General features: G+C 33.1%; 17 protein-coding genes. 5 read left to right on the top strand and 12 right to left on the bottom strand.

What is annotated here, in order from left to right:
- Positions 1-11: 11 nt before the first annotated feature.
- The 9 genes from P0R33_RS18415 to P0R33_RS18375 form a co-directional block, all read right to left on the bottom strand.
- Positions 12-1484 carry a retropepsin-like aspartic protease gene (locus tag P0R33_RS18415; RefSeq protein WP_276172625.1) on the bottom strand — a complete coding sequence of 491 codons (1473 nt, stop codon included), beginning with the start codon at positions 1482-1484 and terminating at the stop codon, positions 12-14.
- A 6-nt stretch (positions 1485-1490) separates the two neighbouring features.
- Entirely contained in the window at positions 1491-2360 is an 870-nt protein-coding gene (locus P0R33_RS18410; RefSeq protein ID WP_276172624.1) for a thioredoxin fold domain-containing protein, read from the bottom strand.
- A gap of 72 nt (positions 2361-2432) precedes the next feature.
- A complete protein-coding gene (locus P0R33_RS18405; RefSeq protein ID WP_276172623.1) occupies positions 2433-3920 on the bottom strand; it encodes a PKD-like family lipoprotein in 1488 nt (495 codons plus the stop codon).
- Between the two features lie 33 nt (positions 3921-3953).
- A complete protein-coding gene (locus P0R33_RS18400; RefSeq protein ID WP_276172622.1) occupies positions 3954-4721 on the bottom strand; it encodes a DUF4843 domain-containing protein in 768 nt (255 codons plus the stop codon).
- A gap of 15 nt (positions 4722-4736) precedes the next feature.
- Positions 4737-6182: a RagB/SusD family nutrient uptake outer membrane protein gene (locus P0R33_RS18395; RefSeq protein ID WP_276172621.1), complete on the bottom strand. Its 1446-nt coding sequence runs from the start codon at positions 6180-6182 to the stop codon at positions 4737-4739.
- A gap of 10 nt (positions 6183-6192) precedes the next feature.
- Positions 6193-9513, bottom strand: a complete 3321-nt coding sequence (locus P0R33_RS18390; protein WP_276172620.1) for a SusC/RagA family TonB-linked outer membrane protein — start codon at positions 9511-9513, stop codon at positions 6193-6195.
- 172 nt (positions 9514-9685) lie between these two features.
- Complete coding sequence (locus tag P0R33_RS18385) at positions 9686-10828, bottom strand: FecR domain-containing protein (RefSeq protein ID WP_276172619.1); 1143 nt, start codon at positions 10826-10828, stop codon at positions 9686-9688.
- Between the two features lie 152 nt (positions 10829-10980).
- Positions 10981-11574: an RNA polymerase sigma-70 factor gene (locus P0R33_RS18380; RefSeq protein WP_276172618.1), complete on the bottom strand. Its 594-nt coding sequence runs from the start codon at positions 11572-11574 to the stop codon at positions 10981-10983.
- Between the two features lie 424 nt (positions 11575-11998).
- Positions 11999-12952, bottom strand: coding sequence for a glycoside hydrolase family 43 protein (locus P0R33_RS18375; RefSeq protein ID WP_276172617.1), 954 nt, complete (start codon positions 12950-12952; stop codon positions 11999-12001).
- A gap of 160 nt (positions 12953-13112) precedes the next feature.
- Between P0R33_RS18375 and P0R33_RS18370 the strand changes: the two genes are divergently transcribed.
- Entirely contained in the window at positions 13113-14525 is a 1413-nt protein-coding gene (locus tag P0R33_RS18370) for a PLP-dependent aminotransferase family protein (RefSeq protein ID WP_276172616.1), read from the top strand.
- A gap of 161 nt (positions 14526-14686) precedes the next feature.
- Here P0R33_RS18370 and P0R33_RS18365 read toward each other — a convergent pair whose 3' ends face one another.
- Positions 14687-14950 (bottom strand): DUF2024 family protein, encoded by a 264-nt coding sequence (locus P0R33_RS18365; protein WP_276172615.1) that lies wholly within the window; start codon positions 14948-14950, stop codon positions 14687-14689.
- Positions 14951-15111: 161 nt separating this feature from the next.
- Here P0R33_RS18365 and P0R33_RS18360 point away from each other — a divergent pair, with 161 nt between their 5' ends.
- Together P0R33_RS18360 and P0R33_RS18355 are read left to right on the top strand one after the other, a co-directional pair.
- Positions 15112-15843: a YggS family pyridoxal phosphate-dependent enzyme gene (locus P0R33_RS18360; RefSeq protein ID WP_276172614.1), complete on the top strand. Its 732-nt coding sequence runs from the start codon at positions 15112-15114 to the stop codon at positions 15841-15843.
- A 29-nt stretch (positions 15844-15872) separates the two neighbouring features.
- Positions 15873-16586: an ATP-binding protein gene (locus P0R33_RS18355; RefSeq protein WP_276172613.1), complete on the top strand. Its 714-nt coding sequence runs from the start codon at positions 15873-15875 to the stop codon at positions 16584-16586.
- Positions 16587-16835: 249 nt separating this feature from the next.
- On the opposite strand, the gene P0R33_RS18350 is transcribed toward P0R33_RS18355, so the two are convergent.
- On the bottom strand, positions 16836-18281 hold the full coding sequence (locus tag P0R33_RS18350; protein ID WP_276172612.1) for a glycosyltransferase family 2 protein: 1446 nt from the start codon (positions 18279-18281) through the stop codon (positions 16836-16838).
- Between the two features lie 523 nt (positions 18282-18804).
- On the opposite strand from P0R33_RS18350, the gene P0R33_RS18345 reads away from it, so the two are divergent.
- Together P0R33_RS18345 and P0R33_RS18340 are read left to right on the top strand one after the other, a co-directional pair.
- A complete protein-coding gene (locus P0R33_RS18345) occupies positions 18805-19254 on the top strand; it encodes a response regulator (RefSeq protein ID WP_276172611.1) in 450 nt (149 codons plus the stop codon).
- Between the two features lie 11 nt (positions 19255-19265).
- Positions 19266-23285, top strand: coding sequence for a PAS domain S-box protein (locus P0R33_RS18340; RefSeq protein ID WP_276172610.1), 4020 nt, complete (start codon positions 19266-19268; stop codon positions 23283-23285).
- A 101-nt stretch (positions 23286-23386) separates the two neighbouring features.
- On the opposite strand, the gene P0R33_RS18335 is transcribed toward P0R33_RS18340, so the two are convergent.
- On the bottom strand, positions 23387-23800 hold the full coding sequence (locus tag P0R33_RS18335; protein ID WP_276172609.1) for a lipocalin family protein: 414 nt from the start codon (positions 23798-23800) through the stop codon (positions 23387-23389).
- Positions 23801-23850 lie beyond the last annotated feature (50 nt).

Genomic DNA, 23850 nt, shown 5'->3' with positions numbered 1-23850 from the left:
TGTTGATAGTTTTAAATTGAAATTTGCATGGATTGATCGCCTTGCTCGATAATAAAATCTTTGCTTTCTTTAGATTCTTTCAGCTTTTTAAGATTTTCTGGTTTTAATAAATCTTTGGCTTCAAAATCATTTATCTGAGTCACTTTTGCTCCGGTTTTTATTTTCTTCAAATCCTCATTTTGCTGATCGATAATTCTTTTTACTAAAAGATTTTGGTTTTCATCAAAATCTAAATCCATTCCGCCCAAGTAAAAAGAAGGCGTTTTTTTGAAATTTTTATTGGGCTCTAAATAGACCGTTTTGTGCAAAAGGTCAATTGTAAAATTGAAACGTTTAATTAAATCGATTCCCAAAGATCCATCGGCGAAAGCCCAGTTTTTATTGGCTTCATCATATTCTTGCAATGCGATTGTTACGTTTGGAAAATTATTTCCGTTAATTGCCACATTCGGAATCGCACCGCCTACGATTTTAGTTTGTTTCCCTAAACTGTAATTCACAGAAGTATATTCTGTTTTGAGGCTTGCTTCCAGATTATTTTTATGATTGAAAGGTCCGTACGCGATTAAGTCGTAGCCTGCTCCGGTATCAAAAGTAAAATTGCCTTCGACTGTTTTTTTGTCTTCAAAAGTCAGGTTCATTTTTACAACCGGAAGTCCCGATTTATAATCAAAAACAAATGGCTTTGCTTTTCCCCAATAATTGAAATTTCCAAAATTGTACAAATCAATTGTCATCGTATCAAAATTGACTGACGTAATGAAATTTCGCAACAAGTTTGCGCCAAACAATCCGTCGTAAACACCATGTTTTGGAAAAATAACCAAACCTTGATTTTTTAAAACCTGATCGCCAATATAAATCGTATTATCAGCAGAATACTTTACTTCTTGACTTCCGCCAACCACAGAAGCCGATTTGGTTTTGGTTACAACAACGCCCGCTTTGTAAGCACTGTCGGGATTTAAAGCCATTCCGTCTGCGCCTGTATCAAAAAGCATTAAAAATTCACGATCGGCTTTGTTTAATTTGATTTTTATGGCGATTCCATTTTCTATAATTTCAAACGGAATACTTGCTACTTCTTTTACTGCTGCATGCCTGTCGACTTTGTATAAACCATCAAAAAATGTCACGTACAAAATTTTATTCTCTGAATTGAAAACAATCTGAGATGGCTTTTTTTCTTTTCCTTTAAAACAAAAATCGGCCAAAACATAGGTTTCGTTTTTCATTTCTACCTTTTTTCCAATTTGAATAGAATCCAAAACTGGAAATGCTTTAAAAATGCCATTCAGATAATATTCGTTTGATGAAGCATCTCCAACACCAACAGTAAACTCTGGCGCTAAAAGATTTTTCATGCTATTGTAATCTTTATTCTGAAATGCTTTTTCGAAAATTTCAATAGATTTCTGAATGCTATTTTGTGCATTAATCGAACAGCCAAAAATCAATATTGAAAACAAGAAGATCTTTTTCATTGAAACTTACTTTTGTGAAGCCGACGGATTAACTACCACTTTTTCTACTCCAAAATCTTTCAATAAAATACTAGAATATTTTTCGAATTCTTCTGGCGTGTAGAGTTCTTTAGAATCATTTACTAATTCTGTAAAACCTTTTAAATCCTTCTTTTTTTCGAATTCTTTTTTCTTGCGTTGCAAAATGGTAAATACGTGAGTTGTAACGTTCCATCTTCCGTAATCTTTCGCAAATTTTTTACTGTTTAAAAGAAAGGCGTCATCATATTTTTTACCGACTCTTAAACCCGTAACGATTACAAAAGAAATTTCGTCAGAAATGTCTTTAGATTTTAAATAAGTATCGATAACCTCAAAAGGCACATTTCTTTTTCCGTCTAAATACGCTTGTTTATAAAAATCTGGATAGTCTTTTTCTTGAATTTCTGGACTATACTTTTTGAAAACACCTTTTTTAGCCGACTCTTTAGCGTTTTGAAGCAAGGCTGTAAATTGCTCTACGTTATGAAAACCGCCAGCAATATCAATAACTTTTCCGTCTGCGGTCATCAATAAAAATGTTGGAAAACCAGTTACGCCGTATTTCATGCATAATTTTTTCCCGATTTCTTCTTTTAAAATATCCGATTTGAAAGTGACAAAATCAGCATTCAAAAGAGCCGCTACTTTCGGATCTGGAAATACTTCTTTGTCCATTTGTGCGCATGGCATACAGCCCGTGAAATACAAATCGACAAAGATTAATTTTTTCTCCGTTTGAGCTTGTTTTTTAGCTTTTATCCAGCTTTCTTCGGTAGATTGTGTCTGTGCTTTTAAGGCAAAAGAATGACAGGCAAGCAGCAAAACTGCGCTTGCGATTTTAAAAAATCGTTTCATAAAATGTGGGTTTTAGAAGCCGAATGAATTCTAGTTTTCATTCGGCTTTTTTAAGATTTCAAGTTTATTTAATTATCGTACACGGTAAGAAACATCAACAATTTTACATAAACCTGTATAGGTATTTTCTAAAACTAAATTTCCGTTTACGGGCGGAACGGTATATAATTCTAATTTTCCGGTTGTGCTGTAAGTACCTAAAATTAATTTACTGATTACTTTCGAGCCTCTTTTATTAAAACCTAGATAGGTAATTTCCTCATTCCCTTTGTCTAGCATTAATTTTGCCGATTGCGTTCCGCTATCGTATTCATAAAGTTTATTGCCAACCGTATAAAATAGATATCCAGCATCTGGACTTACAGCAAATTTTGTTGCTTTGTCTAAATCTGGTGCATTTAGCATTTCTTTGTAATAGGTTTGTACAGCACCAGTTGTAAAGCGCAACATATAGAATTTGCCTGTAGAAATATTCTTTAATACTGCAAAGTTTTCATTTAGATTAAAATTAGAATTGGTCATATAAACCAAATTGCAATTGGTATCGTTCCAATCTAATGTTGTCGCAGAATTTGCAACTGGAGGCATCGCAGAACAATTTCCTTTTGAATAACTGTAACGTAAAAAACGATGTTTTTCTACATCAAAAAAGACTGGCGTGCCTGTTGCACTACTTTCTGCAATAAAAGGTGCTGCCGTAAAAAGTTTGGTTTCTAGATCTACTTTATTTTGTGGGAGTCCGTATCTAATTTGCTGTGTCCTGTTAAAATAATATATATCACCATTTTTAAAGAGAAAATTTTCTCCTCCATTAGTAGGTTTCATAAAATCTATTGCAAAATTGGTTGGAAAAGCACCTCCAACAGTTTCATAAGCAATATTTTGTGTCTGGTTCCAAGAGAAAGAATCTGGTTCAAGCCTTGCGGTTCCAGACTCAGAAGCAGTTACATAAACACCGTAAATAACAGTTCCAGGCAAAGGTGTACTGAAACATTCCACGTCAACTGCTTTTCCACTCAACTTTAAAGTAGATCCAGAAGCATCTAAAACATCATTTATAACACGCGGCTGCGCAACGCCAGGAAGTATAGAAACCATATCTAATCTTGCTTTTCCGTCAACATCTCCAACCACTAGCCAGCCTTCATAAATAGACGAAACTACATTTAATGTAATGATAGGCTGCTGCCAAGTTACTCCTGTTATTTTATCTTTGATGAAATAATAAAGACTATATTTTGCAGGAGGCAATTTTAAAATTCCTTCTATATTTTTTGTTGTAGCAACGGTAGTTCTTGCTTCACTAGCCAATTTTAACGGATTTACAGCAATCCATTTATATTCGTAACGATCAGGATCTGCACCATCGTCTAAAGTCGGATTTATATTGGGTTTTATAGTAAAATTATCTCCTGTATAGGCCGTATATTCTTTTTCTATGCCAGTAACTTCTAGCTCATTGATCTTTTCATAATTGTAATTTCCTTCGTCACTTACGCAACCATAAACCAGAAAAAGAACCATTATTAAAGATGCCTGTATTTTTATATTTTTCAACATCGTATTATGTTTTTTAAATTAAAAAAATGTTTTTTATGGAAAGAACATTTCATTTCCATTTTCTTCATAAATGGTATTTCCTGAAGCTTTTTGATCAGCCAAATAACGTTTCATGAAGTTTTGGTAATACTGCACCTCCGGAATTGAAAGTCCCGTACTTCCTGGCGCTTGGTTAAACATTTCTGGTTCTAAATTCATCAATTCGCACATTAGGAAAAGTTTCTTTGCTGTAAAAACGCCGAACATCCCAGATTGCCAACCTATAGGTGTTGATAATTTATCATTGAATGATAATTTAAAACGAATAAAACTTATTGTTTTTCCCGTTAAGGCATTCGTTACTCTTGATTGCATTTTGGTCGTAAAAAATTCATTTTCTTCGAGATTTAGCACTGCAGTCAAATCTTTAGTCTTCATATCTGGAGTTCTTAAAACCTTCACCAAAATGGTATCTATTTCTTTACCAGCGCGCATTACCATATTTTCTGGAAATACAAAATGAGTTCCTAAAACGGCTGTACTAGATGGATCAACGGTAAGTTTTACTTTTCGATCAACATCACTCACTTTTCCCTGCACTCGAATAGCAATAGGAAAAATTCTTTCTGTAATGGAAGCATTATCTAAACCAAAACTAAATCCGGTGCTGTCTATAACTGGTCCGCTACTATACAACGGATATATAGCACGCGAGAAATAAATGTTATCTGTATCATTATAAGGCTGAATTTCTTCTTTATCACAAGATGTTAATCCGAAAAGAGATAGAAAAGTGATGCCTAAAATCAATATTTTTTTCATGATTACTTTTTTTAATTATTGAAAATTAATTTCTTCATCTGGCAATGGCACCACATATTTAAGTGCATTCATCGTTACATTTCCAGAGGCAGCAGAACCGTTTGGAATTGCGGTCGAATTGATTCTTTTGTAATAAAAAAACAATTGTCCTTCTCCCATAAATTCTTTTCTATATTCCTTCGTAATTTCTGTTGCTAAAACTGCCGTTGCAGCAAGATTAGTAAGTCCTCTATTAAATCTAAGCGTATTTAAGTAAGCAATTCCATCTGCTGCAACAGGAGCCGTTTCTGCCGCGATTAGATATAATTCTGAAAGTTTGAACATTGGAATTTGAAAACGAAATGTTTTGGTTTTATCCGTTACATCTTCGTATTTAAAAAATGTTTTCTGTGTTTTTCCTCCCGATATCGGAATCTTCCAAGACGGTAGATTTCTGTAATCGTTATCATTAGATTCGAAAACAGCATTTAATCGGCTCAACATTGGAGCGTAAATATTAAAATCGTCTAAACTAGAATCAAAAAGTAATTTTTGTTTGGCATATAAGGTAAAATCGCTAAGAGCAAAGAAATTCTCCGCAGAAAAAATACGATCTGGGTTAGCAGAATTTGTCGCTTCTAAAAATGGCGTCCAATAAATGTAAGATTGCGATTTTACATAATTGATAAGTTCATTCGCGACAGCAAATGCTCCCGTTTTATCTCCTGCGTAAAGCAAAACCCTAGCTTTTAAACATTTTACTGCCAAGATATTCATTCGCTGTCCTCTGTCTTTATAATAATAAGGACTACCATCAAAAGCCGTTGTAGTTCCTGTTTTTCCAATAGAAGGAAACGGATCGTCTTTTAGAAGTGAAATTGCCAAATCTAAATCGGCTATAATTTTAGCCATTACTTCGTTTGCAGGCAGAATCGGATTATTTGTTGTCTGAGCAAGATCATAGTAAGGAATAGAAGGATCTGCAGGAGACACTTTATAAATTGGTCCATATAAGCGTAACATATCAAAATGCAGCATCGCACGAATAGCAATCGCTTCTCCTTTTAATAAATCGGCTTTTTCTTTAGAAATTTTCTCCGCATGTTGGTCTATACTTTCTAAAAACTTATTTGCAGACAATATTGTTTTAAAAGCAGTAACCCAAATAGAAGCAAAAGTAGATTTTGGCAACGCTTCAGCATAAGAATAAGTCGATATTGTAGCTTTTTTATGCGATCCAGACATATTAAATTGCTGCCCCAAAATTTCTACAGCATCCATTGTAAGGTGTCTTCCGTACAAATTAGTATTAGCCAATTGCAAGTAAATTCCGTTATGTACATTCTGAATTCCAACTTCAGAACTGTAAGTCTGATCTTCTAAAATTTTATCTTGAGGAACTACATCCAAAAAATCACTACAGCTAGCTAACGTTACCGATGCAAGCAAAATGAATGTAATTTTATATAAATACTTGTTCATAATTTCTGTTTTAAAATGATAAATTAAGACTCAAAGAATAAATTCTTGAGAAAGGATAATCAATACCACGCTCTGCTTTTATAGTCGATACGCGGAAAAATTCATTTGCTAAAGCATTAAATCCTAAGGCAGTTAATCCGTTTCTTTTTAACCAAGTTCGGTCGGTTATTCTATACCCTAAACGAATAGATTCTCCCGAGATATAATCGTCTTTCTGAATAAAACGTGATGAAATTGGAGTATTATTGGTTAATCCAATTGCTTTAAATTGAGCCATTTGTCCTGGCGTTGTCCATCTGTCTGTAAAAGCTCTAACATCTTGATTATCAAAAATGCTTGATCGCGTAATATTCTCTACTTTGTTGTACAAGGCAGCATTAAATCTTTCTGCACCAAAACTGTAACGGACAAACAATCCAAAACTAAAACCTTTATAGTTTAAGTTTGTAGAAACTACTCCTGTAGCCGTTTCTCGAGAATTCCCCATTACTACTTCGTCTTTTTTATCTAGAATAAAAGTCGATTGCCCATTTTTCTTTAAGAAAACTTCTCTACCCGTTGCAGGATCAATTCCTAAAGATGGAACAGCCCATAAATCATTACTGCTTGCTCCATCATAATATCTCGTCAAACCTGTGCCTTTTTGTGCTGCCTCATTTAAAGAAGCCAAAGCATTACCAAAACCGCCCAATTCATTATCGCCAGTTGCGCCCATTAATCCGATTCCCCAAACAAAATTTCTGCTTAAATCGTAAATGAAATTATAATTCATTTTTAACTCTAATCCTTCAGTAGTTAAGTAACCAACATTTAAAGGATAACCATTAACTCCTGTAGAAGCCGCAAGATCGATAGCTACAATCTGCGGAGAAGTTTTACGTCTGTAAGCTCCAAGCGTCATTGTTAATCTGTTTCTAAACATAGCAAGATCTAATCCTAGAGACAAATCTCTTGTTCTTTGTGCTTCTAAATTTGGATTTGCGATTTGTGAAATAGCCAATCCAGCTCCAAAAACATTGGTATTCGGATCGTAAGAATAAATATCATAAGAAGCAAATCCAACTAAATTTTGATTTCCTGTCTGACCAATATTGGCACGTATTTTAAAGATATTGACAATATCTTCATTCATTTTAAACTCATTGTTTAAATTCCATCCTAAACCAATCCCCCAATAAGGCGAATATTTTTTGTTTGTTCCGAAATTGGTAGCACCTGAAATAGTCTGTGTAAAATCGAATAGAAATCTGCGATCGTAAGCGTAGTTAATCTGATTGGTCAAATCTACGCTTCTAATAAGTTCTGTATATATTGCTGGTTTTCCAATTGGTTCAAAACCAAAAGCAAATGCAGGATTTCCAGCAACTCCACTAGGAAAACCTCTTAGAAATGATTTATACGAATTATTTTTTGTTTCTAAAGCCGAGGCTCTAATAGTGTAGTTAAAAGAATGAACATTTTTAAAAACATTCGAATAAGTTGCACCAAGATTAGCATTCCATTTGTCTGTAATGGCTTCATATCTGCTGTAAGTTCCTTTTTCTGTGGCAATGTTACTGATAAAACCAGTATCGTCTGGAGAAACAAAAACCGTATTGTAACTATTTAATCTCGAAACAGAAATTGCTCCAGTTGTTTTAATATGCGGACTTACATCATAATTAATAGCAAAGTTATTTGTAAAATTGAAATCGTTCCCTTTATCATAACTTCCTAAAAATACATTGTAAAGCGGATTAGCTGGATGATTTACAATAGTTTCCAAACTAGTTAAAGGTAATGAAGAACCATCTAAATAACGAGTTATCACTCCATTTTCATTCACTTTTGGATAATACGGACTCACTTTTGCCCAAGTTTCAAATGAACCGTATGGCGATTCTTGGTTATTTCCTCCAGAAACAAAAAATTGATTGTTAATGTTTAATTTGTTTTTTCTGTAAGTCAAAGTGGTATTGTAACCCCAAGTATTATGTTCAGAACCTTTCATGGTTCCAGTTAGTGTTTTGTAATTTCCGGCAATATTAAATCGAAATTCGTCAGAACCTCCGCCAAAATTTAAACTGTGTCCAGATGTAATTCCCATTTGAATCGGTTCGTTTAACCAATATGTATTTACACCGCTACGCACAGCAGCCAGACGTCTGTTGTATTCTTTGTCCCAAGTTAGCGGAGTAGTTTCAGAAGTACCATCTTTAACAATAAAAGCTCCAGAAAGTCTTTCGAATTCTAACTTTTGTTCTGCATTCATTAAATGATAAACACTTAAATCGGCTAATTCATAAGAAGAATTATATACATAAGAAAACTGTAATTTTCCAGGCAATGGCTTATTAGTTTCAATAACTACAACTCCATTTGCAGAACGAGATCCGTACAATGCAGTTGAAGCTGCATCTTTCAACAAAGTAATACTTGCAATTCTATTAATATCTAAATCTACAACTTGCTGTAGTGTAGTTGGAAATCCATCCAAAATAAAAAGTGGTTGGTTAGGATCATCTCTAAACTGACTATCAACTTGATTTGCCGTTAAACTCGTCTGTCCTCTCACCTCAATTGTCGGCAGAATATTTGGGTTTGAACCTACTAAATTGTTATTCACCACAATAAAAGAAGGATCTAAAGATTTTAAAGCTTGAACAGCATTTTGCGTTGAAACCTGTCTTAGTTCCTCACCTCTAAAAACAGTTACCGCACCTGTAATTAATTCTTTTTTACGAACCGTAACCCCAGTATTTACAACAACTCCAACAAGTTCTTTGGTTTCTTGTGCAAGTGTAATATTGATTGTTTTTCTTTTATTTACCTCGACAGCTTGTGCTTTATGCCCAATGTAGGTAAATAAAATCTGCCCATCTTCTGGTGCGCTAATCGTATATTTTCCATCAAAATCGGTTTGTGCTGTAGCAGTTGTTCCTCTAACTTTTATGTTAACGCCAGGAAGCGGCTCTTTGGCTTCGTTGGTTACAGTACCTTTAATTTCAATAATTTTAGATTGTAAAACCACTACTTTTTCTGCGGCTCTTTCTTTTACAACAATCGTATTTCCATTAGAAAAACTAAAATCAAAATCTTTATTAGAAAAACTGGCTTCCAATAATTCATTCACTTTAATTTTCCCTTTTTTTAAATGTACTTTAGGTAATTTCTTAAATAAATCTTCCTGATAAATAAAAGTATAGTTGGTTTGTTTTGTAATAATGTCAAAAACTTCGTCAACACTTACTGTTTTATCAGCCGTAATTACAACTTTTGAGTTCTGTGAAAATAGATTTACGGGAGAAAAACCAAAAATTGTAGTACAAAACAAGAAGATAAAAGTTCTCATAATGTTAATAATTAGCCGATCTCCAAAATAGAAATAGGCGCTGGTTAATTTAAATTTCATAAATTTACATGTTAATTGGTTGGTTGGTTGTTAAAACTGATTAATGGATTAATACATAGAAAGGGATAAAGTGCAGTACGGTGAGAGGTCTAAACTTTAATCCCTTTTCTTTTTATTTGATAATAATCTTATCGTCTTTTTTCTCATAGGCATTAATAAAATTAATATTCTTGATGGTCGTTAATATGTCTTCTAATTTTTGATTTTTGTTTAAAACCCCATTAAACTTAACATTTCCAAGAGCTGGATCTGCAAATACAATATCTACATCGTACCATCTTGAAAGTACTTTTGCGATTTCTTTTAGCGGCATTCCTTTAAATACAAACAAGCCTTTTCTCCAAGAAATTTCGTTGTAAACATCGACTTCAGAAACACTAATATTTCCATTGTATTCGGAAATTCTAGATTGTTCATTTGGAACCAAAGTTTTTCTTTTACTTGCGTTACTTACTGCAACTACACCTTCGACCAAAGTGGTGTAAATAGTCGATTCGTCTCGATAGGCTTTAATGTTAAATTGAGTTCCGATAACTTCAACGTTTTGGTTTTCGGTTTTTACTTTAAACCTTGAACCTTTATGTTTGGTGCTTGGCGAAACTTCAAAATAAGCTTCTCCGTAAACCAATTCTACTTGTCTGGTTTCTCCATCAACAAAAGCGACTGGATATTTTAATTGCGATTCCGAATTCAGCCAGACTTTAGTACTGTCTGCCAATTGCACAAAAAATTGTCCTCCTCTCGGAATCGTTAAAAGATTATTGGCGATAGTTGAACCTTTTGAATTGTAAATTAACTTTTCCCCGTTACTAGACGCATTTCCTTTTGAATAAGATTTTCCTTTTTCTAAAGCTATAACAGATCCATCTTCTAAAGTCAAAGTTGCTTTGTCGCTTCCAATTAGAATTTCTTTGTGTGCGACCTGCGGAGTTTCAATCTTAAGCGGATTTGTTTTATTGATTATTAATGAAATCGAAATCAGCAATAATAAAGATGCTGCCATAGCAATCAGTTTGAATCTGTTTGTGGCATAAAAAGGTTTCAGGCGAACAACTTCTTTCTCTTCAGATTGAATGGCATTTTGAAGACGCATTCTCATTTTATGTTCCATTTCTTCTTTAGAACCAAGCGCATCATTCCAGTTTTCATCTGTTTGAAAACTTTCGTAAAAATTCAATAGTTTGTTATTCTCCTCGAGATTGGTATCACCGGAAAGATATCTATTTAGTAAAACTAAAAAATCCTCTTTTTTCATTTTTTTTGTATTATTCGGGGAGTATATTAAGTAAGTATCCAAAAAGACACATACCCCCTAGTCCAAATTGTATTTTTTTTGATTTTTTTTAAAACGACGAAAAAAAGAAGAAAACCCACACACCATCAATCCGATCACAACATTTTATTTCACTAAAAAATATTTTTTGTGAGCCATAAAATCATTGCCATGCTGATACTTTCTCCCATAGAAGATCTTATAGTATGCAAAGCTTTTGTAATGTGATTTTCGACTGTTTTTGTAGAAATATTAAGTCGTTCGGCAATTTCTTTATGGCTAAGCTGTTCTTCTCTGCTTAGTTTATAAACTGCCTGACATTTTTCTGGAAGAGATTCGATAATTAAATTCAATTGCTGCACCAATTCGTCGTGCATTAATTGTGTTTCTGGCGTAGAAGTTAAAAAGCGCTTTTCTAAATCGTCAAATAGTTCGACGTGAATTTTGGCTTTATTTTTCCTTAAATGATTAAAAACCTGATATCTAGCGCAGGCATACATATATCCTTTTAACGAAATATGAATTTCAATTTTCTCGCGATTATGCCAGATATTCATGAAAATATCCTGAATAATATCTTCGCATAATTCCTTGTCTTTGATGACATTATAAGCAGACATAAAGAGCGCCTGCCAAAATTTATTATACAATTCTGTCAATGCCGATTCATCGCCGTCACGAAGACGATCGATTAAAATTTGATCTTGATTTAAGACGGTATTCGACAATGATTGTGGTTTTAAGGGAATTGAATAATTCGCAACAAACATAATAAATTTGCCGATTAATCCTAATTTGTTCTCGACAACACAACCATATAATCGCAATAGTTCTTAATTTTAATATTTTCAAAAAACTAAAAATTTGACAATTATAACTCTTAATCTTATTTATTTTTTCAATTTAAACAACTTCTTTCACTAAAATAAAATGAATTTTACAAAATATACTTCATAAATTCGTGTTAAGTTAAAATTGTATTTTCATTAAATTTAGAAAAATTGACGTAGCCAATTTCTTTAAATCTCTAAATTGAAATTCTTTAAGTTTATTTTGAACCAAAAATAAAGAGACTTTTTAGAATGTAATTTTTGCAACAAAAAAACAATTCTAAAAAATCTTCTATATTTCCGATAATGATTATTCGGCTTTTTATTTTAACGGATTCGCTTTGACACCTTCATTGGTCAAAACAACAGGTTTGATAAAACCTTTTTCATCAAAAAACATTTCTTCAATACACGTTTCTCTCGAATGCATTACCGTTTCTGTCAAAGGTCTTCTGTGATACACAATATAATATTGCTCTTTGTTCGGCACTTTTATAACAGAATGATGCCCGGCAGCACGCGCAATTTTCGGATCAGATTCTAAAACTTTACCAATTCTTTTAAAAGGTCCCATTGGCGAATCTGCAATTCCGTATGCCACACAATAATCTGGTCCGCCCCAATCGCCTTCAGACCACATAAAATAATATTTATTGTTTTTAATAAACATAAAAGGACCTTCTGTATAATTGTCTGGCGTCATTTCTTTGAAAATCGTTTTATCTTCAAAAGGAATAAAACCAGTAAAATCCGATTTCAATTTGGCAATATTGCAATGTCTCCAACCGCCGTAAATTAAATAATGCTGGCCGTCTTTGTCTTTAAAAACAAATTGATCAATTGGCTGCGCGCCATTAATAATTTTATCAACAAGAGGTTTTCCTAAATAATCTTTGTAAGGTCCTTCTGGTTTTGAAGCTACGGCAACTCCAATTCCGCCAGTTTCACCTTCGTGAATATCATTTGCTCCAAAAAACAGAAAATATTTGTTTTTATTTTTAATGATAGACGGTGCCCACATAGCTCGTTTTGCCCATTTTACAGCTGTAGTATCTAAAATTCTAGAATGTTTTGTCCAATTTACCAAATCTGGCGAAGAAAAAGCATCAAAGAAAACCTGATCGTCAAAAGGCGCCGAATAGGTTGGATAAACCCAATATGTTTTATCGAAAATAATGCCTTCGGGATCTGCATACCAACCTTTAAAAATTGGATTATTTTGTGCAAAAGAATGCAGAGAAGTAATCATCAGAAAACCAAAGAGAATCTTTTTCATAGTTTATTTTTTTTATTTTAAAAGTAATAAAACATTTTAAAGTATTGAATTTGAGTTTCAAACTTTTCATAAAATATACTTTCAATCTATTTTTGATTTTATAATTATTGTATTTTTGGACTAGTAAATAGTTTTCATTCATAAATCAAAAACAGTCCAGATGCTTCGTCCTTGGCCATTAGAAATTCAGCTTGATAAAAAATCAGATAAAGCGATTTATCTTCAAATTGCTGATGCAGTAATCGATGCGGTAAAAACAGGAAAATTAGTAAGCGGAAATGCACTTCCGGGAAGCAGGCAATTGGCACAATTATTAAAAGTAAATCGCAACACAGTTGTAGATGCTTTAGATGTTCTAACTGCCGAAGGATGGCTCGTAACGATTGATAGAAAAGGAACTTTTGTCACAGATTCTCTTCCAAAAATCGATCATTCATTAGAAAATAAAAAAGAGCAAAAAACTTCAACTGAAGAACAAAAAAGCTTTTTAGTTTTTGATGACGGACTTCCAGACAGTCGATTGGCGCCAATGAATGATCTAGCAAGAGCATATCGCGAATTATTCAGTCGAAAATCGCGCTGGCAAATTATGGGTTACAGTAGCGAATTGGGAAATTTGGAATTTAGAAAATCTATTGCTCAAATGATCAATTTTAAACGTGGCATGAGCATTTCTCACGATCAAATCTGCATTACACGCGGAAGCCAAATGGCGATGTATTTGGCTTCGCATTGCATTCTGAAATCTGGTGATTTTGTTTTAATTGAAAATCCTGGCTATAAACCTGCTTGGGAAACTTTCGAAAATTCTGGTGCAAAATTACTTCCAATCGATCTAGAATCAGACGGATTGAATATCGATCAAGTCGAAGAATATTTGCAAACGCATCAAAATATAAAAGCGATTTATGTTACGCCTCATCATCAATTTCCGACTACGGTAACTTTGTCTTTAAAAAAGAGATTAAAACTGATTGAACTTTCAAATCAATATAATTTTACGATTATTGAAGACGATTATGATAATGAATTTCATTTTGGTCAACGCCCGATTCTTCCCGTTTCGAGTTATTCCGCTTTAAAAAACTATGTTTATATTGGCAGTTTCAGCAAAGTTGTTGCGCCCGCGCTGCGTATTGGTTATTTAGTGAGTTCTCAAGAAAATATTGAGAAAATCGGAAATCACAGAAAAATAATCGATGTTCAAGGCGATAATATTATGGAAGAAGCGATTTTAAACCTCATCAATGAAGGAAAAATAAAGCGTCATCTTAAAAAAGCCAATTTGATTTATAAAAACAAAAGAGATTTTTTTGAAAGCATTTTAAATCAACATCTTAAAGACAAAATAAATTTTACAAAACCCGAAGGAGGACTTGCTTTTTGGATTGTTCCAAAAGCTGAAATTGATGTTTTGGATGTTTTTGAAAAACTAAAATCGCACGGTATTCAGATTATGAATCCAGATCGTTTTAGTTTTAATAAAATAATTAAAGGTTTCCGTTTGGGTTATGCTTCACTTTCTGAAAAACAAATGGAAGAAGGAATTAAGGCGCTTGCTAAATTTTTGTAGTTTTATTTTAACACATAGAAACATAGATTTTGCAGTCGTAAAAAAGACGTTTCACTCACATTAATACACATAAGCTTATACTATGTGTTAAATAATGTGTCATTTTTTTTAAACCCTTTTTAAGAGAACAATAAACTATGTTTCTATGTGTTTAAACCAATTTAATTACAATTTTCCATTTCAATAATAGAAAAACCATTTGCCCGAACTTGATTTTCGACTTCAATTGGAGCTTTATCAATGTGGCAGAAACGGCATTCTTTAGAAGATAAAGCTTGTCCTTCTTGATCTACACTTTTTAGGTAAATTTTACCATATTCATACACTTGTTCTGCATCGTTTACATTTTCATCTACCAAAATATCAAAATGCATAATTTTTCCGTCTTTACGAGTTACATATGTATCCCAAACTGCTATTTTCATTTCTTAAGTTTCTAAGTTACTAAGTCGCTAAGGGACTAAGTTTTATTGTTTTGTTTTGACAAATTTAGGCTGATTTTAAAAGTGCTAAATAATCCAGTTTTTTCATTTTTTGAGTAGTTCTGGTCCAGTAAAATTTTGCGGTTTCGATTTAATTTTGCTTTATGAAAAACGAGATTATTTTTAATTTGATAAAAGTTCATCAGCGCATTGAAGACGCTTGTAAAATTGCTGGAAGAAATCCTAAAGAAGTGCAACTTTTATTGGCAACAAAAACTGTTTCGGCAGATAAAATACGTATTGCGATTGAAGCTGGAGAAACTTTAATGGGCGAAAATAAAATGCAGGAATTACGAGATAAAGATGCCGAATTGAAACATCTTCCTGTAGAACGACATTTTATCGGACATCTTCAAACCAATAAAGTAAAAGATGTTTTGAAATATGTGACTTGCATTCAATCTTTAGACCGAATAAGTTTGGCTGATGAACTTCAGAAACAGCTTCAAAATCAAAACAGAAAATTAGACGTTTTTATTCAGGTTAATACATCTTATGAAGAAAGTAAATTCGGTTTGGCTCCAGCGGAAGTTTTGTCTTTCATTAAAAAAGTAAAAACGTATGAAAACCTGAATATTAAAGGTTTAATGACAATCGGACTTTTGGATGTTGAAAAAGAAAAGATGATTCCGTCACTTAGACTTTTAAGAACGATTCGGGATGAAATCTATGCCGAAAAAATCGAAGGCTTACAAGATTTAAAACTTTCTATGGGAATGTCTCAAGATTTGGAACTGGCTATTGGTGAAGGTTCTAATATCGTAAGAATTGGCACTTCGATATTTGGAAATCGTTTTTTAGGAAAAGAAATCTGGAACGAAAACATTGCAGAATAAAACTTAATTTTGCAGCAAATAAAACGCAGATGAACCTGAATGATCTTACCGTAATTGATACTGAAAAAATTGCTTTAGACGATTTATTTTTTAGTGAAGAAAACAAAACTGCTTTACTTCAAATTATCAAAGAGCATCAATATATTGAAGAATTAAAAAAGTATAATCTTAAAGTTGATAATAAAATTTTACTGCACGGAAGTTCTGGCTGCGGTAAAACCACAACGGCAAAAGCGATTGCGAATACTTTAAATAAAAAAATTATCATCGTAAACCTCAGCACTGTTATTGACGCGCGAATTGGTGAAACTTCTAAAAATTTAAAGGCCATTTTTGATAAAGCAATTCGCGAAAGAGCAGTTTTATTTCTAGATGAATTTGATCAGATCGGAAAAAGCCGAGACAGCGACGATAAAGATGTGGGCGAAATGAGACGTTTGGTCAATACTATTATTCAGCTTTTTGATTATTTTCCTTCTGATAGTTTAGTAATTTGTGCGACGAATCATTATGAGATAATTGACAGCGCTTTATTAAGAAGATTTCAACTTCGTTTAAAATACGAAATGCCTTCTGAAAGTTATTTGGATATTTATTACGATAAAATTCTAAGCGAATTTCCAAAACAATTTCAAAATATCGAAAAACGTTATTCTATTTCATACGCCGAAGCTTTAGATTATATTCATACTTCGATGAAAAAACAAATTATCGATTCCATTGAAAATATTAATATTCCGTAGGAATATCTCGTCGGTAGAAAAAACGAATTACGGATAAATACGTTCCGTAGGAACGTTTGATTAATGGAATTGATAATTATTTTACGTAAAAACAAGTGTCCCTACAGGACACAAGATTATTAAACAATACTATTTTTCTACCGACGAGACATTCCTACGGAATGAATTGTTATAAATCAAAAAACCCGTTGCAAATGCAACGGGTTTTTCTTTACGGAGTTTTTATATAGAATGAATAGTGTACAAATTTTATAATCCTCTTGTCAACCATCCTTTTTTGTTAGCTGTTGCTATCGCATAAGGTGCAATCCAGAACAAACTGAAAGTGTAGAAAACACTGTAAGAGTAAGCCCAGAAAGACTCAGACAAGTTGTATCTTTTTGCATAAAAGATCATAGAAAAACTTGAGAAAATTAAGATTCCTAAAAATGTTGAACTTAAAAATAATACTGGGTGAACCGCAATAAAGTAGAACATAAATAGTATAAATGGATAAGTCATTGCAATTTTAAAGAACTGGTTTAAGAATAACATTCTTGGACCAAATTTTGACTCTTTTCTAAAATCTGTGAAAACATATTTTGCCATCATCAAGTTTTCGCGAACATTACTTCTCGCCCATCTGATGAACATTTTGTATAATCCTTTGTATTCTTCTGGAACATTTGTCAATACAACTGCATTTCTTTGAAATCTAACTTCAAAACCTTGTTTCAAAATCATATTTGTCAAAGCACGATCTTCTCCAATATCTGACGGTTCTCCCATAAAAGTTTGGTTGATCCATTCTGGAAGACAGTTAAATACCGCATCTCTTTTGTAAGCTGCCAAAGCTCCAGGTGTACATAATACAGAACCTAATTGGCTTTCTGCCGAACGTTGAAATTCGAAACTCATTACAAAACTAACATTCAACATTTTTGGTAAAATAGCCGATTTGTTGTTTAATACTTGAACATTTCCCGCAACAGCACCACATTTTTCGTTTACAACAAACGGACTAACCAAGTTTCTTAAAGTATCTTTTTTCACGATTGAATCACTATCTACCGTAACAAAGATTTCTCCAGTTCCTAATTTAAATCCTCTGTATAAAGCTTGACGTTTTCCTTGATTTTTTGGCTGTTGAAAAATTGTTACACGATCTCCCAATTTAGCTTTTGCTTCTTGCATCCAGTACCAAGTATCATCTTTACTACCATCGTCAATAGCTAAAAGCTGTAATTTTTCTGCTGGATAATCACTGTCTGCAAGACTTAACAAAGTATCCCAAACCAGTTTTCCTTCATTGTAAGCCGGAACGATAATCGTACAAGTTGGCAACAATTCATCCGATACAGATTCGATTGGTTTATATTTTAAATACAAATAAGAGCTGTACAAGAAAACTCCTGTTTGATAAAAGAATAAAATTGTTGTAATGATTAAAAATGGCAATCCCCAAGTTGAGGCTACTCTTTCAAAATGAAATTGTTCAAAATCATCTTGCAATAAAAATACAGAACAAACTCCTGCAATCATCAAAAAGAATGTTGCAATAATAATTGCTAATCCTATTGAACTTTTTGGTCTTTCTACGTGTATTTTTTGCGTTTTTTCTTTAGTTCCAAAAATAGAACCGCTTAATGCTTTTTCGTTTATTACCGAACTACTGTTCGCGTAAAATTGTTTTGAGATAATTGTTTCGCTTTCCATGCTTATACTCCTTTTTTAATTTCTTTAATTTGGCTTTTAGTAAAATCTTTTTCCTTTCTCATTAATTTGAAACTCGTATGGGGAGAAACAATTAAAAAATCAGATACATCAAAGATTTTGACATAAACACAATTTGCAAGCGTCGTGCCAATACGGTTCTAGGCTGTTCTAGAGGCATTTAAAAAAAAGAGGCGAAAAAATAGTGTATAATTATTTCACACTTTATGGATACGGTATACACAAAAATTGAAAAAATTAAGATTGAAAAAGTGTGATTTTTAAAGGAGTTTCAGCATTTTATTATGCAGAAAAAATAAAAATAAAGAGAAGTTTGAAGAAAATAAAAATATCTCGTAATTTTTAAAAACGCTAAACTTTAAATTAAATTGTTTGAAAGCATAAAAAAGATCTCTAATAGTTTTTTTCATATTATAAAAAAAACATCTCTCAAAAAAACAGAAATCTTACATAAAAAAGTTAAATTTATAAAATATAATTAACAGTAAATTTTAGGAGACTAAAAATGGTTATAAAGCATTACAATCTTTTATTAGCAGATGATGACGAAGATGATTGCGATTTCTTTAGAGAAGCTCTGAGCGAAACGTCAATCAAGGCAGAACTTTTTATGGTGCATGACGGCGTGCAATTGATGAATTATTTAGAAAATAATGAACTCAAAACTTTTCCTGATGTCATTTTTCTTGATTTAAACATGCCTCGTAAGAACGGTATTGAATGCTTAACAGAAATTAAAGAAAATGAAAAACTGAAAAATCTGCCCATTATTATTTTTTCGACTTCACTTGACAGCGAAATTGTAAATAATCTATATCAAAAAGGCGCTTCATACTACATTCGTAAACCTGGAGAATTTTCTAAATTAAAAACTGTTATTGAAAAAGCATTGACAGTAGCATCTCAAAATAATTTTAATCAGCCCGAAAGAGCCAATTTCATATTGCAACCCTAAATCTTCTTTGGATGAACCGTAACAAAAAGGAACATTACTTTCTGTCCGAAGGAGGAGAAATGGGCAGTTTAATTCGTTCAGAAGACTGGAGCAAAACGCCTTTGGGAGATCCTGAAAAATGGCCTCAAAGCCTCAAAACCATGACGGCAATGATGCTTGGCAATCCTTTCGGGATGTACATTGCTTGGGGGAAAAATTATACACAATTATACAATGACGCTTTTCGTCCAATTTTAGGAGCAACGAAACATCCAGAAGCTTTGGGTGGAAGTTCGCAAAAAACATTTGCTGAAATATGGGATCAGATTGGCCCGATGTTCTCCGACGTAATGAAAGGAAATGCAGTTAGTTTTCCTGATTTTAAAGTTCCGCTCCATCGCAATGGATATACAGAAGATTGTTTTTTCGATTTTTCATACAGCCCAATAAAAATAGAAGATGGTTCTGTTGGCGGAATTTTAGTTACCGTTATTGAAACCACCGAAAAGAAAATTGTTGCCGATGCCTTGCAAGAAAGTAATGCGCGTTTTGTCAATAATATTATGCAGGCTCCAGTAGCCATGTGTATTTTTAGAGGTAAAAATCATATTGTCGAAATTGCCAACGAACAAATGATGCAACTTTGGCAAACAAAAGCCGAGGATATTATCAATCAGCCTATTTTTGAGGTTTTACCCGAATTGAAAAAACAAGGTCTTGGCGAAATTCTACAGAACATTTATATCGACGGAAAAAAAGTTGCAACCGACGAAACCTTTGTACAATTAACTCGAAACGGAAAAACTGAAAATACTTATATCAATTTTGTTTACGAAGCACTAAGAGATTCTGATGGAACTATTTCTGGAGTTGTAGCAATTGCCACCGAAGTCACTGCTCAGGTTTTGGCGCGTTCTAAAGTCGAAGAAAGCGAACAAAAAATAAGACAATTGGTAGAAAACGCACCTTTTCCGATAGCGGTTTATGTTGGAAAAGAAATGCGCATTGAACTTGCCAACGAATCGATTATAAATATCTGGGGAAAAGGCTCAGATGTAATAGGAAAAACGTACAAAGAAATCCTACCTGAATTACAAAATCAGTCAATTTTTGAACAAGTTGCTACAGTATTTGAAACTGGGCAATCTTATCATTCCAGAAATTCTCGTGTTGATATTGTAAAAGATAATGTATTGCAACCGTTCTATTTCAATTATAGCTTTACACCTTTATATGATTTAAACGGTAAAGTTTATGCCGTTATGAATACTGCGGTAGAAATTACCGATTTATATTTAGCCAAACAAAAAATTGAAGAAAGCGACAAACGTTTCCGAGATACAGTTCGTCAGGCTCCCGTTGGTATCACAATTCTTCGCGGAACTGAATATGTTGTCGAAATGGCAAATGAGGCTTATCTTAAACTTGTGGCTCGAGAAGAAGATACTTTTGTTGGCCGCCCTTTATTTGATTCATTACCAGAAGTAAAAGATACTGTAAGCAAACTTTTAGATGATGTTTTTACCACTGGAATTCCTTATCATGGAAATGAAATGCCTATACCTCTAAACAGACACGGCAAACAAGGAATTTGGTATTTTGATTTTCTTTATCATCCATTAAGAGAAGAAAATGGAGAAATTACAGGAATCATTGTTACGGTTACAGAAGTCAGCGAAAAGGTAGAAGCACGCAAAAAAATCGAACTCAACGAAGATCGCCTTAAAATCGTAGTAGAAGCCAGCGAATTAGGAACTTGGGAACTCAATGTAAAAACTAGAGCTCCTTTTTATTCTCAACGCTATCTTGAAATTGTTGGAGGTTATACAGAAGATATTATGTTAACGCACGAAGATTTATTAGGACATCTTCATCCTGATGATATGCATATTCGTAATAAAGCATTTAAAGATGCTATAAATTCTGGTTTTCTAAATTATGAAGCGCGAGTAATCTGGAAAGATAAATCGATTCATTGGGTTGAAGGAAAAGGAAAAGTTTTTTATGATGAAAATCACGAAGCCGAAAAACTTATTGGAACGGTTAGAGATATTACCGACGAAAAAAGGTATCAGCAGAAAATTGAAGAAAGCGAGAAAAAATTACGAAACCTCATCATGCAATCTCCTGTTCCGAAAGCCATTTTAAGAGGAAATGATTTTATTATCGAAATGGCAAATTATGTTCTTTTGGATAATATCTGGAAAAAACAGCGAGAAGATGTAGAAGGTAAAAATCTTTTAAAAATATTTCCAGAACTTAAAAAACAGAAATACGGAAAATTATTAAAAAAAGTATACGAATCTGGTGAAGTTTATGCCGAATCTGAATCTTTGCTTTTGATTGAAAATGAAAGCGGAAGTAATCAGTTTTATGTTGATTTTGAATTTGCTCCACTCCGCGAAAGCGATAATTCGATTTCAGGAATTAGAATGACGCTGATTGACGTTACGGAAAAAGTAGAAGCTCGAAAAAAAATTGAAGAAAGCGAAACGCGATTTCGTTCCTTAACAGAAAGTATTCCGCAGCTAATCTGGGAAACTGATGCTGAAGGAAATGCATTATTTACTTCTGGAAAATGGTTTGAATACACAGGCATAGAACCAGGTCACGAAGGTTCGTGGGAAGCTATGATTCACCCTGATGATTTTGACGAAAATGTCAAAATTTGGCAGCATGCGCTTTCAACTGGGGAAATGTATCGATGCGATATAAGAATGCGCAGAAAAGACGGCACTTATCGATGGCACACCGTTATTGGAGAACCTGTTTTAGGTCCAGATGAGAAAATCATAAAATGGGTTGGTGCTTTTACTGATATTCATACCGAAAAAGCTTTTACGCACGAGCTTGAACAACAGGTTACAGCAAGAACGAGAGAATTAATTCAGATTAACGAATCGCTTCGAAAAAGTGAAGAACGTTATCATTTAATGGTCGAAGAAGTTCAGGAATACGCCATTTTATACCTAAGCGCACATGGAATTATTGAAAACTGGAATGCTGGTGCAGAAAAAATAAAAGGCTATAAAGCTGATGAAATTATCGGGAAATATTTTTCTATTTTTTATACCGAAGAAGATCAAAAAAGCAAACTTCCAGAAAAACTTTTACAGCTTGCCATAGAAAACGGAAAAGTAGTTCATGAAGGCTGGCGTAAACGAAAAGATGGAAGTAAATTTTGGGCAAGTGTTGTCATTACAGCTGTGCATAATAAACAAGATGAAATTATTGGTTTCTCTAAAGTGACACACGATTTAACGGAAAGAAAAAAAGCCGATGATACGCTAAAAATATACGCTCAAGAATTGGAGCAGAAAAATAATGAGCTGGAAGAAATGAACAAAGAACTTCAGTCATTTGCTTATATTTCTAGTCATGATTTGCAGGAACCGCTTCGAAAAATACAGACTTTCGCCTCGCAGATTATGGACAAAGAATTGGATAGCTTGTCTGAAAATGCAAAAGATAAATTTAGAAGAATGCAGAACGCGGCACAGCGAATGCAAACTTTAATTAATGATTTATTAGCTTATTCTAGAACCAATATTCAGGAACGTATTTTTGTAAAGACTGATCTTTCTCAAATTATAAAAGAAGTAAAAGAAGATTTAACCGAAGAATTAGAGCAAAAACATGCTGTTATTGAGATCGAGAAAACTTCTAAGGTCGACATTATTCCGTTTCAGTTCAAACAATTACTATATAATTTGATTAGCAATTCATTAAAGTTTTCTAATCCTGAAATTCCGATTGTAATTAAAATTAAAAGTGAAATTGCATTAGCAGAAGAATTCGATAACGAAAAACTGATTCCGACCAAAAAATATTGTCATATTCAGGTTTCAGACAACGGTATTGGTTTTGAATCTCAATATAACAAAAAGATATTCGAAGTTTTCCAGCGCTTACACGGAAGAGATCGTTACAACGGAACCGGAATCGGATTGGCAATTGTAAAAAAGATTGTAGAAAACCACAACGGATTTATAACGGCTTTTGGCGTGTTAAATGAAGGAGCCACTTTTGACATTTATATTCCAGTAAATTAATTTCAATTAAAAAAATCATAAAAAAAAAACGGAAACTACTTTAGAGTTGTTTCCGTTTTTCCATTTCAAAGCACATTGAAATTATCTCAAAACAATTTTTCTTATCGACTAAAAACTGTAATAACACCAGTTGTTTTGTCTTTTATTTTCAATTCTTTGTTTGTTAGATTCATAATGTCACTAGTTGTAGTAACACCATTAATTGTAATAGTCAAATCATTATGAGATCTTACGTAAGTACCTGTAGTTTCTACTAAAGCACAATTGCTTCCATTATAATCTCCGTAAACTGCTGCATTGCTTAATCTAAGATCTAAATAATCTGTAGAACAGCCAGCTTGGTTTGCCGCAGCATCAACTAAAACTTCTTGTCCATTTTGAATTGTTCCTGTTTGTCTAAGATTGTATTTTCCTTGTAACGGAACAATTGTTTCTCCTTCATTATCATCATTGCTGCAAGATGTTGCAAAAAAACCGATGCTTAATAGTCCTAATAATATTGCTTTATTTTTCATGGTAGATTTTTTGTTTTATTTGTTATTAATTTTAATACTGCTAAATTAAA

The sequence above is a fragment of the Flavobacterium sp. YJ01 genome, assembly GCF_029320955.1.
In the GTDB taxonomy this organism is placed as follows: Bacteria; Bacteroidota; Bacteroidia; order Flavobacteriales; family Flavobacteriaceae; genus Flavobacterium.
The sequence above is the reverse complement of the archived record's forward strand: the minus strand, read 5'-3'. Positions and strand labels throughout refer to the sequence as shown.